The sequence below is a fragment of the Blastopirellula marina DSM 3645 genome (assembly GCF_000153105.1).
Classification (GTDB): domain Bacteria; phylum Planctomycetota; class Planctomycetia; order Pirellulales; family Pirellulaceae; genus Blastopirellula; species Blastopirellula marina.
Window position 1 is genome coordinate 2,707,917 of record NZ_CH672376.1, and the last position, 15,725, is coordinate 2,723,641.

The 15,725-nt window shown below is 56.0% G+C and carries 4 protein-coding genes; 2 read left to right on the forward strand and 2 right to left on the reverse strand.

The features are described 5' to 3' along the window. Positions 1-182 precede the first annotated feature (182 nt). Positions 183-8,675 carry a cadherin domain-containing protein gene (locus DSM3645_RS13095; RefSeq protein WP_002652669.1) on the reverse strand — a complete coding sequence of 2,831 codons (8,493 nt, stop codon included), beginning with the start codon at positions 8,673-8,675 and terminating at the stop codon, positions 183-185. Between the two features lie 538 nt (positions 8,676-9,213). Here DSM3645_RS13095 and DSM3645_RS13100 point away from each other — a divergent pair. Further along, a complete protein-coding gene (locus DSM3645_RS13100) occupies positions 9,214-10,584 on the forward strand; it encodes a porin (RefSeq protein WP_081444813.1) in 1,371 nt (456 codons plus the stop codon). A gap of 180 nt (positions 10,585-10,764) precedes the next feature. Then, positions 10,765-12,165: a porin gene (locus DSM3645_RS13110; protein ID WP_002652671.1), complete on the forward strand. Its 1,401-nt coding sequence runs from the start codon at positions 10,765-10,767 to the stop codon at positions 12,163-12,165. 36 nt (positions 12,166-12,201) lie between these two features. Here the strand turns inward: DSM3645_RS13110 and DSM3645_RS28255 are convergent, their stop codons facing one another. Further along, positions 12,202-15,624: a cyclophilin type peptidylprolyl isomerase gene (locus DSM3645_RS28255; protein ID WP_002652672.1), complete on the reverse strand. Its 3,423-nt coding sequence runs from the start codon at positions 15,622-15,624 to the stop codon at positions 12,202-12,204. Positions 15,625-15,725 lie beyond the last annotated feature (101 nt).

Below are 15,725 nucleotides of genomic sequence, written 5' to 3' on the forward strand. Positions count from 1 at the left end.
GCAGCGGGCTAGTGTTGCGGTTTTTTCTCGCTTTATCCGCGGCGTTGCCGTGTTCGATGCTTCACTTCCATCCTATATCGCAACCCTCAAAATGCGATAGCTCGCTACGAGTCGGCCGCTGCGAAAAAAAAGGCCGCCCAAACAGGCGGCCTTCTTCGGTGATAGATAGCTACTTGCGGCGATTAGGCCATTTCGATCTCGTCCCATTCGGCGAACAGATCGTCGATCGAATCCCCGTCGCTCGAGTCGTCTGCGTCGGAATCGATGTCCGAGATGGTCGATTCGATCAGCGTTGAGTCATCGAAGTAAGTTTCGACTTCGGTCATCACTTCCGAGACATTGTCAAACTCGGCGGCCGAGTAATTCGACAGCGTCTTGAAGGCGATGCCGCTTTGTTCCAGCGTCCGACGCGTCGATTCTGGCATGACGACAGGAAGGCCGGTGCGACCGCTGACGTCGGCCAGATTGGCGACATTGTCTCCCAGCACAAAGCTGGTCGCCGATTGGATCACGTCGACATCAACCGTCGATGTTTCCGAAACCGGGCTGACGATATTCACCGGTTGTTCCACCGTCGGTTGGCTGCTCGCCGGCTGTTCGGTCAACGCGGCGCCATGGTTGGCGACGGTCGTCGACGAGTCGGCCGAGGAATAGGCGGTCAAGATCATCTGCGTATCCAGGGCCGAGATCTCTTTGCGGATGCCAGGAGCCAAGTAAGGGCTCATCACATCGCTGGCGTAGGTGTCGACGTCGAGATGCTCGCCGCGCGAATCGAGTTCGACCGAGTACATGTCGCCGACAAAGATCGTCGAGCCCTCGAAGTCGGTGACATGCTCACCGAACGCCGAGTATTGCGGCATGAAGCCGTACAAGTGACCCAGTTCGTGCAGCATCACCGTGTACAGGTCGTACTGATCGCTGCCGGGGCCATTTTCGAGATCGGTCGACCAGCCGAAGCCGGCGCCGTCGTCGTCAATGGTCAGCACGCCGCGAACCGGCAGACCCTCGGTATTCAAGCCAACCAGCTTGGCTTCGCCCAATTGAGCTCCACCCAGGTCGGTGACTTCCAAGCGAACGTCCAACGGTTTGTCCAAGCCGAGCGCTTCGGCCCACGCGTTGTTCGCCGCGGTGAAGATCGACTCGATCGTATCGGGGCCGTTGGTGACCAAGCCCGCTCCGACCCACAGTTGGGTGAACGAAGTCGGGTATTTGATGTTGGACGCGTTCGTTTTGGAGATGCCGATGTTACGAATCAACTGCGACAGGTCGACGATCGACGTGCGACCGTCGTTGTCAAAGTCGGTCGCGGCGGTCAGCGCGTCATTCGCGGCGATCGAGGTCGACCCGATCCGGCGGACCAACTGCGATAGATCGATCAGGGAGATCGTACCGTCATCGTCCAGGTCGTAAGGAACCGCCCAAACGTCGACATTCGGATTGGCGCCGGTCGCCGCTTGGATCAAGCCGCCATCGGACAGTTGAAGTTGTCCACTGAGGATCTCAAGGCCAAGATCTTGCGGGCCAAACTGCAGGCCTTCTTCGATCGAGAGACCGTCACCAGCCAGTGACTCAAACTTCACGCGACCGAGTAAGACGAAGCCGTCTTTGCCCAGGTCGCCTGAGAGCGTGCCGCTGCCAAGATTGGTGATCGTGCCGTTGATGTCGTTGATCACGCCGGAATGGGCTTGATCGAACTGTGCGGCGTATTCGATCTTCGTCGCGGTGAAGAACTGCGAGTTGTACTTCAGGTCGGCCATGCCGGACTGAATACCGTTGGCGTCGGCCGTGTTGGCCCAGATTTCTACCCAGAAGTTATCCCATTCGCTGACCCACGTTTCATTCACCGGCAATGCGGCGATTTGTCCCGAGTCGTCAAGCTCGGTCGGCTGATCGACGACCGACACAAAGACGCCGCTTCCCTCGTCCAGCGTCTGTCCGCCGTTGGCCGAAACCGTACCGGTCAACGCCGGCGACTCAACGCCGCCGTTAAAGTTGGCGATAATCTTACCGCTTCCAAAGAACCTGAGCGTCGGCGAAGCCGTGTCTACCAAATAGCGGGCCAAATCGAATGAAAGTGAGATCTGATCATTGCTGAGATCGTTGTCATTGTTGACATCTTCCGCTTTGATAAAGCTCGTCTCGACGGCGCCTGCTTTGGTATCCACCGCATTTCCAGTGAGGTCTTTTTCGGTGGAGGCGGGCTCACCAGATCCGCTATCAATATACCCGCGCTGCAATAGACCACTTGTCGTGATCAACCCGAGCGACGCGGAATCGAAGGTACCCATATTATCATCGAAGAAATCTCCGGTCACCTCAAATTCGACCGGACCATCGATCCCGAGCGACAAATCGCGAATCGCGAAATCACTCGTACCGGCCGAGAAGCCGTAATTGGCTGGCGCTGTACCAGTTTCATTTCCTTGGGGCGGATCGCCGGGCGAAATATTCGGATTTTCTGAGAACGTCAGATTGGCGCCGACGATCCGGATTCTGGTCGTAGGTCCTGCCGCATCCAGGATTTGTACGTAGAGATTTCCAGAAAGATTCGCGGTGGCGCCGCCAATCTGATCCTCTATCTCCGTCATTCCAGTGCCAAAGATGCTTTCAGCCGCATCAATCGTAAAGGCCTGGTCTTCAACGGTAAACGTCATGAAATCAGTGATGATTTCGATCGCTGGCGTTTCGATGTTGTACTGAGAATTATCGACAACGCCGCCGGTCAGCAAATCGGCGCCCGGCAAGACAGGAGTCGATTCCTGATCTGAGCCAGCCGCGTCTAGCAGCATCGCGGTTGCCCCGTAATTGCCGGTGATGCCGGAGACATCGCCGAAATTCACCTCAAGCAAGTCTTCGAGGTTGCCGCTGACCGTGACATCGTCAGCCAGTTGGAACGGAATCGTCGCGAAGCGAATGTAATCGCCGGCATCGACATTGTCGTAAGCGAACTTGCCGTTTCCAGAGGAGGCTTCTCCCGTTTCGCTATCGATATCAATGTCGGTATAGATCCCGAACATACCAACGATTTGGCCCGGCTCGCTGGTTTCTCCAGCATTGGAGAGATAGCCAGTGGGAGTCAAGATTGTCGGAGCCAGCAAGTTGTTCGTGTTGTTGGGATCCGTCTGCAAACCGAGGGCGTCGGAATTGTAGAGCAGGTTCATCACCATGAAAGCGGGGCCGTCAAAGAAGACCCGACCTGGAGCCGCTTGATCGGCGCCGTAATTAACCGAGACCCAAATTTCGTAATAGAACGAGTTGTCGAGATCCTCGGCATCGACCAACGTGTTGGCCGTCGACTCTGGCAGATCGCCAAATTTGACGTCAGCGCCGGCGCCATCAAAGTCCGACAGTTCTTTGACCGCTCGGATCTGAACATCGACGATGCTCTTCACCGCGTATTCGAAGGTAATGGTTGCGGAACCGACCGATTCCAAGGATCCGTCGGAGGCGGTCACCGTCACGATGGTGTCTCCGCGGCTTAGCCCCGGCTGGTAGTGATAGAACTTGGCGATGAGTTTGTCATCGTCGATTTCGGGGGTGTTATTGTCATCGATCTCGATCGAGTAAGCCGATTCGCCCAGCGTGGTGTCGCCCATCTGGATGGAAAGCGTCAAGTCGCTGCTGTCGACATCGGTGAAGATCGCGTTGCCGTTGTTGTCGATTAGTTCTGACATCGCGAATTCCAGCACAAAGCCGTCGTCCGCTGACGAGGCCCCGTTACCCGCAAAGTCTTCGTCTCCGACGTAATGCGTGTCGGTTCCGTCGAACTTCGATTCGTCGATGATGATCGTCGCGTTGCTGCCGGTGGCGACCGGAGCTTCGTTGACATTGGTCACCGTCACGTCGATCGTCGTCGAACCGCTGCCGTTGTTGCCATCGACGGCGGTAAGCGTCACCGTGAAGGTGTCGGACGAAAACGCGGCTAAGATCGCTTCGTAATCGAGATTGGCCGAACTGGCGACGACCAACCGGTATTGCGATCCCGAAACGTGTTCGACACTGAAAATCCCGTCCGCGATTCCAACTGCCGACGCAGTGACCGAATCGATCGTGTCGCCCTCGGGGTCCGTCACGTCAAACATCAAAACCGGACTCGTGAAGGATCCGGGATCCGAGTTTTCGGCGATTTCAACAACGTTCGCAGAAAAGTTCGAGAAGACGGGGGCCGCGTTCTCAACGATCGTAATCGTAAATTCAATGGAAGTCGCGCCCAGATCTGTCGAGCTCAACGAATTCGCATTGTCGTCAAAGTAGCTGAACGAGAGGGTAAATGTCTCTTCATCTTCCAGATCATCTAAGAAGGCGGTGTCGGTGAACGTGATGTCGCCGTTCTCAGCGATCGTGAACTGATCGTTGTTATTCATCGCTTGGATGAATTTGAGGACGTCCCCTTCTGGATCGGACGTCGGGCCGTCCGGTCCAAAGTTCAAGATCGAGTAGATGTTCGCAAGGCCGGGAACCGCGCCGCCATTGCTGACGTCAGCGAGGTCATTGATGCTGAGCGTAATGTTGCCCAGGTGAACCACGCCGCTGCCATCGGCCACGATCGGCATGTCCTGGTCGTCAAGCGGTAGCGGCAGTTCATTCCGCTGGGCGATGTCGATCGTGATCATCCCTTCGATCGCCGCGAATTCGTCGTTCACATCGTCATCGGCAGATACGGTGATGACGAACGAGCCGCTGCCGGCATCGGCGTCAAGCAGCGCCGCATTCTTGATCACGACCTTGTTGCCGACGATTTCAAACAGGTCGTTTTCGACGATGCTGAACTCGAGAGAATCCATGTCTTCATCCGAGAAGACGCTGGTCAAGTCAAAGACCTCATCCCCGTCCGCCGGCGTGCCGTCGGTATCCGGAATCGCGGCGACGTACTCATCGACGCTCGGATTCATGTTGGGAGCGGTGAACTCCGGCAAGTCATTGACGTTTTCGACGGAAATATCAACGTCGATCGTGTCCGAGACGCCGTTGTTGTCGGTCACGGTAATCGACAATGTGATCGTCGGGTTGGCTTCGGTATTGAGCGCGGCCGGGTTGACGACTCGAACATCGTATTCGTATTCGCCGCCCGCCTCTCCGACAAAGACGAGTTCGAAATCGGACGTCAATCCAGAACTAATTCCGGTGATCACCGCCGATTCGACGGTATCCATCAGTGCGGTGTCGGGATCCGTAAAAGTAACCGAGCCCGCCGAAGTGCCCATCGGCGAATTTTCGGGGATAGCGAGATCATCGCCTGGGACGAGTACCGGCGCCTGGTTCAAGCGGACTTGGATGGTGATTACTTGCGTGACCGGATTTGTGCCGTCGGTCAGATCCACCGTGATTGAGTAATCAGCGTCCGCGGTGGGAATCTCTGTCCCGACGAAGAGAATATTCCCGTCGGTATCGACGGTGAATTCATCGTCGCCGCCGGTTTTCATGAAAGTAACCGTGCCGTCTTCCGGATCGTCAAACAGAATTGCCTTGCCGGTGCCTTGGTCAGATAGGCTCAATTGGACGGTAGAAATCGTATAAGTGGTCGGAGATACTACTGGCGGTTCGTCAATATCGTTGACTTTGACCAGGATCTCGATTTCCTCGCTCATCAACGCGCCATCTGACACGATGGCTTTGAGGAGAAACTGGTTCGGCATTACCTCAAAGTTCAGCGCTTTGCCGGCCGCCAACGAGATGTTGCCGTCGCTGTCGATCTCAAACAGGCCGCCGGCGTCGTCGGTCAACTCATACATGAGCGTCTGATAGTCGGCGTCGCCTGACATCTTGCCGACGTTGTCCGGATCGTGAATGTCGAATTCGACATCCAGCGTCACGGCGCCTGCTTCATCGTTTTCGTCGACTGTTCCCGTGGTCGGAGCCACGTCGATGATCGGGGCTTCGTTGACGTTGGACAGCGTGATCTTCACGTTCGAAGAGCCGGCGCTTTGCAAGCCGGCGCCGTTCATGTCGGTTACGTGAACTTCGAGATTGAACTCCTTCACCCCTTCAAAGTCCAAGACGGCGCCAGACGCAACCTTGATCGTGCCGTCGGAGCCGATCTCGAAATTCTCTGAGCCGGTTCCAGTCAGCGTATAGACAAGGCTCGCAAAGTCCGGGTTGGTCGCCGTCGGGTCATCGTCAGCCGCGTCAGGATCGGAAGCCAATATGGTTCCGAGTTCCGTAGTGCCGGCGATGGTGGTGCTGCCTGGGGCAAGTTCCTCAATCGTAAAGCTGTAGGTGGTCGGGGCGTCCATCGTCGGCGCTTCATTGACGTCGGTCACATTGATCGTGACCATCACGACATCATTCTTGGCGGGATCGCCGGCGTCGGTGACGGTGACTTCGAGGACGATCGATTTCTCGGTCTCAAAGTCAAAAGTGGGTGAGCCGACGATCGTGATCTTGCCGTCGTTGTCGATCGCAAAACGGCTGTCGACGGTCGACGTGAACGAGTAGCTTAGTTCTGAATTGGGACCCGTCTCGTCGGGGTCGGTGGCGCTGACGGAACCGACCGTACCGCTCGTTTGCGATTCGAGAATCGAGAACGTGTAAGGGTCTTCGTCGAATGCCGGAGTTTCGTTCAGATCCTCGACTGCAATCGTAAATACGTGCGTGTCAGAGAGGCCCGGTCCATTGAGTCCGTCAAACTTGTCGTCGGTGACGATGACGCTGAGCTGCACAAAGCGTACGCCGTTTTCATAGTCGAGCACCTTGTTGGGATCGGTGATCACGATCGCGCCCGAGGTATTGTTAATCGAGATGATCAGACCGGTCGTATCAAAGTCCATACCCAAGGAAGACATGCCGGCGCCGAGCAATGTTGTCGTCACTTGATACGAATAGTTCTCACCGGCGTCGGTCGTGCCTGGTAAGAATCCAATGTTAAAGCCCGTCACGGCCGAACCGTTGTAAACTTGATCCGGGGTCGATTCGCCCAGCGTCAGGCCGGAGAAGCTATCGGGGTCGAGTTCCGGCTTCGTATTGCGAATCACCGTGAGGGTCAACGGCGTCGACGTGGTGTTACCGGCGATATCGGTCGAAGTGACCTGCAGCGTGTTTTTCCCAATGGTGTCCAAGGGGATCATGCCGAACTGCACCTGGCCGGCGGTCGCATCCAGATCCTCGGCGCTGCCGTCCACAATCGTGATGCTGTTCACGGTGACGCTGGCGCCGGCTTCGACATTGGTGACCGTCAAGACGGCGTTCTCTTCGTCCGTCAACAAAGGCGCCGTCGTCTTGTTGTCGAGCTCGGTGACCACGGGGCTGGCGATCGTGCGGTCGATCTCGACCATCAACTCGCCGCTTTCGTCACTCTCGTTGCCTGCAATGTCGTAGGAGACGGCCTTGAAAATGTACTTGCCATCTTCGCTCAACTGGGTCGGCAGAACGAACGTGACCTTACCATCTTGATCGGCGTCGTAGATCTTGCCGAGCGAAGTAAATGTGCCTGCCGATTCTTCCCGATAAAGCAGCTCAACGACCGTGCCGGCTTCGACAGTCACGTCGAACGACGGCGTCGTCGCATTCGTAATGTTGTCATCCGACAAGAGACCGCTGTCAGTCGTCAGGTCGACCAAGCTCGGCGCAGCCGGGTCGGTTATGTCAACGGTATAGGTGAACTGGAGCGGAGTCGCGTGAGTGTTCCCCAAATCGTCGACGGCGTTAATCATCAACACGAAGGTGTTGTCTGTCGCGAAGACGTCGGAGCCGAACAGGGTCGTCAGATCGGCGCGGCTGAGACCGTAGGTCAAGGAACGCGGATTCGAGATATCTTTTTGAGCGATCGCGTCGGCCGAGAGCAGATTGATCGTGCCTGCCGTGCCGGAGATTGTGGCCGACGTGATATTGCTGAAGTCAGCGATCGTGCCGGTGATCACCACATCGCCGGTGGCGGGGTCGGCGTTGGTGATGCTGTCATTAGCGAAGCCTGGGCCAGGAAAACCTACCGGCGTCGTATCCAAGCCGGCGGCGAGTTGCGAGGTGATCGTCGGCGGGTCGACGTCGCCGATCAAATCAAGATGGACGCCGGTCGCCGCTCGGTTGGTCGACACCCAGTTGAGTTCGTGCGCTTCGACCTTGCCGTTTTGATCCAGGTCATATTCATAGTCGTATTGCGATTGATTGAAGTCGATTCCCCAGACCGACTTGTAGTACATCGCAGTGTTGGCGTTGCCGGTGCCGGCGCCTTGCATTTGGGCGGCGCTCGCCTTCATGTACTCCGCTTCGGTGATCGCTCCGTCACCATCGGAGTCGCCGAACAGGAAGATTTCGGCCTGGAAATCACCACCGCCGCTGCCGCCGACTTCGATCGTCAGCGTAGAGGTTCCCATCTGGAAGAAGACCAGACTGTCGGTGGTGCCGTTCACATTGGCCATCGCGCTGACCAAGGGGATGGTCTGTGAAGGATTGTCCTTCACGTGGATCAGCGGAACGCCGGGATCAAAGTTGCCGCTGGTGCCTTTGATTTTGAGACCAACCAGAACCGACGTGGGTCCCGAGATATGGTCGAGCGTGATGTCTCGGTGCGTACCTTCCGCAATGGTGAGATCTGTCACCAAATCGATGGTCGTTAGCGCCAGCAACTCGCGCAGCTCAAGCTGTTCGCTGGCTAGTTTTCGCTGCCCCATGCGACGACGATCTCGTCGATGTTTGCGAAGCTTGCGATTATTTTCACGAGTCCAATCTGTATTTTTCATGCTATGCACCGACCACCCAACTTCAGGGGGAATCTAGGAGTATGGGGGGTTAAGGGGAGAGTGGGGAACCGAGGAAATTTAGAGAGTTGGAACGAATCTAACCGTCGGGAAAAAATCCTGGGTTAGAGAGGGGGTATGGATCCTCGGAGTTCCATTTAAATCAGGCGGTTTGGTGATTTCAACGAGAATGCTGGCATCTCCTCCATCTTGTTTTCCTAGATTGCCCTCTTAGCCTTCCTGTTTTGCCACATGTAAGGGATATGCAAATGAGATCTACGGGGTAGCAAGAATGCATAAGAAGCTGGCGATGCGTCGGATGTGAAGATATTCCGGTTAGCGATTCTGTGCGGCCTCCGTTGCAATAATCCCTTTGATACCAATCATTTCGATCAAACTTTAGAAGGAGGTTGTACCGATTGAACTACTGCTTACCACACCGATTTGTGTGGCGTCGTCTCGCTGTTGCGTTGCCAATCGCGATGAAGACGCTCCGTGTGCCCCACGGAGAGGAGCGAGTTCTTGGTCCAAGGAGTGCAGGATGCCGCACTACCCAATATGGCGATTTTTCATGCTGGCCGGCGTATTAGCGTTGGGATCTGCATGTTATGCGCAAGACATCGAAGTGGAACCGGTCGTGTTGGATCCCTCGTTTGAGGTGGCGCCGGTTGCTTTTGAAGACGTAGAAATCCAGACGATTTCTTTGACGGACTCGTCGGCGCAGGCCGCTGCGTATGGGGACGCGTGCTGCAACTACGATGTCGGGTCTTGTCGCAACTGCTGCGCAGGCGACGGCCTTGCCGGCGGCGGCTGGTTTGTGGATGGCTGGATTTCGCAAGGCTACACCGCCAACTTTGATCATCCGGCGAACAACTTCAATACGCCGATGACCTTCAATGATCGTGCTGACGAATACCAGATGAACCAGCTTTATCTGGCGATGGGTAAGAATGTCGAGGAAGAGAGCTGCTGGTCGCTCGGAGGACGCGTCGACCTGCTGTATGGTTCCGACTATTTCTTCACGATGGCTCGAGGTCTCGAGACGCGTCAAGATCTCACGCGGCACTGGAACGGCGACGGTCCGCGAGCCGCGGGCGAAGCAGCGTTGTACGGCCTGGCGATGCCGCAGATGTATGGGGAAGTCTATGCCCCGATCGGCAACGGGCTCAAAGTGAAGTTCGGTCACTTTTACACGATCATCGGGTACGAGTCGGTGATGGCGCCGCAGAACTTCTTTTATTCTCACGCTTACACGATGCAATATGGCGAGCCGTTTACCCATACCGGCGCTCTGGCGAGCTATACCGCTGGCGATCATTTAACCCTGCATGGCGGCGTAACCAATGGTTGGGACAACTTTGACAATCCTAACGGTCAGCTGTCGGCGTTGATGGGCTTTCAGTACGCAACCGACACGTCCTCACTCTCTTATTCGTTTATCAACGGAAAAGAAGATATCGATGGCCTGAACAATCGTTTCCTCCAATCCTTGGTCTATACCCGCAAGCTAGGGAGTCGCTGGACGTACGTCTTCCAGAGCGATTTTGGATTGGAAGAGAACGGCAAGCTAGATGCGAACTTTGAATCGGACACCGCCTACTGGTACGGCGTCAACCAATACCTGTTTCTAAAGTACACCGATACGGTCGACTTGGGCCTGCGGCTCGAGTGGTTCCGCGACGAAGACAACGCTCGCGTCATCGCGGTGCCGATCGAAGCGTTCTCCACAGGCGGCAACTACTACGAAGTGTCGCTCGGCGCCAACTGGCGGCCTTACGACTTCGTCAATGTTCGACCGGAACTGCGTTACGACTCGTCAAACATCAATCTGTTAGGCGCCCAGGGCCCTTACAACAACTTCATGGACAAGCAGATGTGGACGGCGTCGTTTGACGTGATTTTCAAGTTCTAGAAGACCCGGGGCGCCATCATTGCTGTCACGGGGCCCCCGTAAATATCGTTACAACCGTTAGAATCGACTGAAGCGACTTCGGCCGAAGGGCCGATAGGTTGACTGTGGCGGCAAAGTTTACGCGCGAATTTAAACTTTGCCAGATGACAGTCTTCCCCCCTGGACTTCAGGCGATTCAACATGTCGCGTTACCTATTTTGCGTTGCTCTCCTGTTTGCGTGTGCGCCGCACGTCGCGTACGGACAGCAGTCGCTATTTTCTTCGGATCGCGTTTACCAACCTTCGCGCGGTCCCGCAGATTCGTCGTCAGCGCTGGTCGTTGCGCCGGCCGAAGCTTCGTATGTCGAAGCGGAAATGGCTTCGCCCGAAGGCTACGAAGTAGACGCCTATCAGCCCGCTTGCGGAGCTGGTTGCGGCGGCTGCGAGACGTGTTGTCCGCAATTGTGCTTTGATCGCTTCTTTATCGACGGTTGGCTCGATCAAGGCTTTACCGGCAATCCGAATGCGAGCAGCTCGAATGGTCCGGTTGGCCAGAATGGGCCGTTGATCTTCAATGACCAAGCCAACGAATACATGATGAATCAGCTTTACGTCTCGATGGGCCGCGCGATCGATCCGACGAGCGGTTGCTGGGACATCGGCGGGAAGCTCGATCTGCTTTACGGAACGGACTACTACTTCATTCAGGCGAACGGGCTCGAGACCTACTCGGACGGAAGCCAGAAATGGAATAGCAACAACGGACCGCGCAATGCGGGCACCGCTGGTCTCTATGGATTGGCGATGCCGCAGGCCTATGTCGAAGTCCAGGCGCCGATCGCTGGCGGCGTTCGCGTGAAGATGGGGCACTTCTATTCAATACTGGGCTACGAGTCGGTCAAAGCGCCGGAGAACTTTTTCTACTCGCACTCCTATATCATGCAGTATGGCGAGCCGTTTACGACGACCGGCGTGCTCGCTAGCTGGGATAGTTCTTGCTGCATGACCTGGACAGCAGGCGTCACGCGCGGCTGGAACACGTGGGAACAAGACAACGGCAGCACCGGCTTTATGGGCGGCTTCAACTGGACCTCGCCCGATCAAGCGACAAAGCTGCGTTTGGGCGTCATGTCGGGACCAGAGGATCCGGCGGCGGACAACAACCGAACTGTTTTGGACGTCGTGCTGCAACAGCGCCTCACATGCCGCTGGACTTACGTCATGGATGTGAACTATGGAACCGAAGACAATGTTCGCGTGACCCAAGCGAGTACGCTCGACAGCGCGTCGTGGTACGGCATCGCCAACTATCTCTACTATGAAGTCAATCCCTGCTTGGACTTGGGATTACGTTTTGAATGGTTTGACGATCGCGATAATGCACGCGTCTTCGCGTTGCCGAATGACAACATTACGACCGGCGGATCTTATTACGACCTAACCATCGGCGCCAACTATCATCCCAATGATTGGTTGATCGCGCGACCAGAACTACGGTGGGATTGGTCGGACTTGGAAGCGCCAGGAATCAACGGCGCCTTTGAAGACGGGAACTCGAAAGAGCAATTTACGCTAGGCTTTGACGTGATCATGGTCTTCTAGCGAATCGTTCTAGAAGCGAGCGATCTAGTCGGCGTGTTAGGCGTCTTCGTCAGCCAACGCTTGATCGACCAACGCAGGATTAAGCAGTTGGAAGATCGGCAGATCCTCGGGAGCGAACAAGAATCGCTTGCCGACGTTTAAATGATCGGCGAAGAGGTCGTCTTCGGTCTCGTCCTGATGCGAGATCAGCTCGTGCAAGATCACGGTCAGCAGATCGACCTTGCCGGAAGCGTCCCCTGCAGACGCATTCCAAGAGTTTTCGCCGCTTGAGCTGAATTCTTCATTCTGCGTCGGCGTGCTATCGACAAACCAGCCATATCCGGCGGCATCGATATCCAGATAAAGGATTCCGTTGTTGCGGTAGCTAAGTTGGGATCCGGGCAAATCCACGATTTGGAAATTCGTCGTCACGACGTAATTGAAGATCCCTAGCTGACTGTAGGCGTCGGCGATCTTGTCGGCAGCGGCGTCTAGCACCGGTTGCACATCTTCCGGCGTCAGCGAGGTCACCTCGTTGGCCGGCGGAGCGACTCCGACAGACAACGGGGTTTGCGAAAGTGCGATGGCCAGATATTGGAAGTCATATTCGATGACATGTCCTTCGACGGCGGCGCTGACGTTGGCTCGCGTTTCACCTAGCTCACGGATAAGCAACGAGAAGTCGTAAGTATTCACGACGCCGTTGAGATCAAAGTCGCCTGGGGTCGCGTCAGCCGACGTGTTTCCCAGGTAATCGTCGCGGAAAATGACAACGTCGGTCAGATCGACTTGGCCGTCATCGTTCAGGTCATAGGTGACCGGCAAGATCTTGGTGGTCGGCAACGCCGTAATTTGGGCGTCGAGCATTGCGGTGTCGGCCGCTTGAAGCTGAGCGTCGCTTACCGAAAAGAACGCGTCAAACGGAATGCCGTCGCTCTCGACGGATAAGCCGCCGCCGGCAGACGGTTGAAACCGAATCCGGGCCAGCAAGACGCGCTGGCCAGAGCCGAGTCCCGTGGTTGTCGCAACGGCATTCAGGCCGGTGATCTCGCCGGTCTCGCCGTTGATTGCGGGTGTGCTGGTGAATTGAAACCCTGCGCCCGGCTCGATCGTGGTTGGATCAAACAGCCCGGGAACAAAGTGCATGTTGAGCGCCGCGGCGCTGACTCCTTGGGTCGAAATTCGATCGCTGTTGACCCAAACTTCCACCCAGAAAGCGTCCCATTCGTTGAGGTAAGGATCGCTAATCGGCGGCGGGTCGCCCGCTTCGGTTGGCTCACGCGAGACGGTCACGCCAAAATCTTGGATATCGACGACCGATACCGATACCGTGCCGGTTGCGACCGAAGTACCGTTGGTGACCGTGTAGATGAACGTGTCGAGACCAGAGAAGCCGGCGGCCGGGATGTAGCGGATTTTTCCGTCTTGGATGGCGATCGCTGCACCGACAGAGGACGTGCCGACCGAGGTGATCGACATTCCCATATTGCTGGAGAGAAATTTGTTCAGCCGATCGTTGTTAAGCACGTCGAAGATCGCGACGCCGTCGACATCGATCTGGTACGCGTCGGCTCCAGCGACGGCGACCGTGTTGGGTGAAACATTGATCGTGATGGAGGCATAACCTCCGGCGGCGCCGTAGATATTGCTGACTTGATAGCCCACCGTGAACGAACCAGAGTAGCCGACCGGTGTGTTGTAGGTGATTACGCCGTCTTGAATGTTCAGCTGAATGCCGGCGGGAATGGAGAGAATCTCGAGGGTATTCAGATCAAATGCAGGCGCCGACGGATCATCGTTCGCCAAGGGATTAATACTATTGACCGATCCCGCGATCGTATCGAAGGTGTCGTTTACCAAGATCGGCGCGACAAAGGCCGAGACGGTGATGACTTGAAAGTCATAGTTCAAGGAACTGGTGCTGAGGAAATCGTAGGCGGCGACGATCACCTGGCCTTGTCCGCGAAAGCTGGAAGGAACTTGAATCGTCAGCACGCCGGTCGTGTTGTCGACCGAGTAGATCAGCCCGTTGGCGTTGGTGGATTGGATCGGCACCGGCACCGCCGACAAGCCATCTTTGTCGAGGAATCGAACCGTGTCGCCGTTGGCGTCGTATCCGATCAGACGGTAGGTAAGCACGCTTCCGGGGTGAACGATCATGTCAGGAATGTCCCCTAAATAGGCGACCTTGTTCGCCGAAGTGGGGAAATAAGCGACGTTCACTTGTCGACTGAATGTTCGTCCGCTCGCGTCGGTCGCCGTAATGGTCAACGTGTCGCTACCGGTGACGCCTGCGATGAAGGTGTTTAATTTCACCAACGCATTTTCATAGTCTTGGAAGACCTCGACTTTCTCAATAATGACATCCGTCGTGGGATGATCACCGCTGTTGGTCGGGACCTCGCTGATCGCTTCGCGTACGGCGTCTCCCTCGGTCAAATAGCCAAAGATCGTGTATTTAAAATCGAGCGATTCTCGTTGCGTCCCTTCGGTGATGAAGAACTGCGAAGAGTTCGTATCGTCATATGATTTGGCCATTCCCAACACGCCGCTGCGATTATAGCGCAAATCGAAATCGTACTGGTCGTCGAACTGGGGAATCGTCGGATCGCCGGCGCCGGTTCCCAGCGGATCGCCCCCTTGAATCACGAAGTTGTCTTTGACGCGATGAAACTTCAAGCCGTCATAGATGCCGGCCTGGGCCAGCGCGATGATTTGATCGGTCGCCAGATTCGCGTAGTCTTCCAGTAGTTGGAATTCCATCACGCCAAAGTTTTTGACCGTGATCCGCAAACTGCGAGTCTGTTGGCGGACTTCCGTTAACACGGTGCCGGAACTGCTGGTGACGGTATAGGTCAGCGCCTCGCCGGTTGGCGAATAGCCGTCGAGAGTCAGAAACAACGGTTCGCCGGCATAGAGCGTGATAGGAGCAATTTCGGCGATGTACGGCGTGGTCGATGTCGGTACCGTGACGCCGGTATATTGAACCAATTGTTCAATCGTCAGCGTGCCCTCGATTCGCGTATTGTTGGCGAAGATCCAAGTGGGCAGCGCTTGAATGCCCAAACTGGAACCGAGATCATTGAGCGTGTGGTCCGCGTTGGTGACTTCGTAGAACGGCAAATAGCTTCCGCCTTCTCCGAAGAATCCCTTTTGCGCGGTGCAGTGAGGGCACCACGCGGCGCCATAAAATTTGGCGCCAGAGGCCGTGATCGCTTTGGCCAGAGCGACCATGTCGACGTTTTGATAGATGCTGCCGTTCAGGAAGAGGTCCTCCCCTTCCAGTTCGACGCCAGCGGCATCAAAAACTTCGCGGACTTCAAGCGTTTCGATCAGCCGTTGCGGATGACTGCGACGGACTCTACCTGGGGCGGAAACCGGCTGAACTTTGACTCGAGCATGACGCGCGTAGATCATCGCCAGCGCAGAAACGGCGACGAAGCAGACCAAGACAAGGATGGCGATTTCGGGCGGAAGCACAGGGGAAACTCTTCGGTACTAAGGCAGTTCGACCCAATGGGGAGGCGAGATAGGTTCCAGATTACTTGGAATACGGAGACTGTCAAAACTACTTGAACAGA

Excerpts from the sequence above, each read along its gene's own strand:
- DSM3645_RS13095 (WP_002652669.1), bottom strand. The coding sequence starts at position 8,675 with ATGAAAAATACAGATTGGACTCGTGAAAATAATCGCAAGCTTCGCAAA.
- DSM3645_RS13100 (WP_081444813.1), top strand. The coding sequence starts at position 9,214 with ATGCCGCACTACCCAATATGGCGATTTTTCATGCTGGCCGGCGTATTA.
- DSM3645_RS13110 (WP_002652671.1), top strand. The coding sequence starts at position 10,765 with ATGTCGCGTTACCTATTTTGCGTTGCTCTCCTGTTTGCGTGTGCGCCG.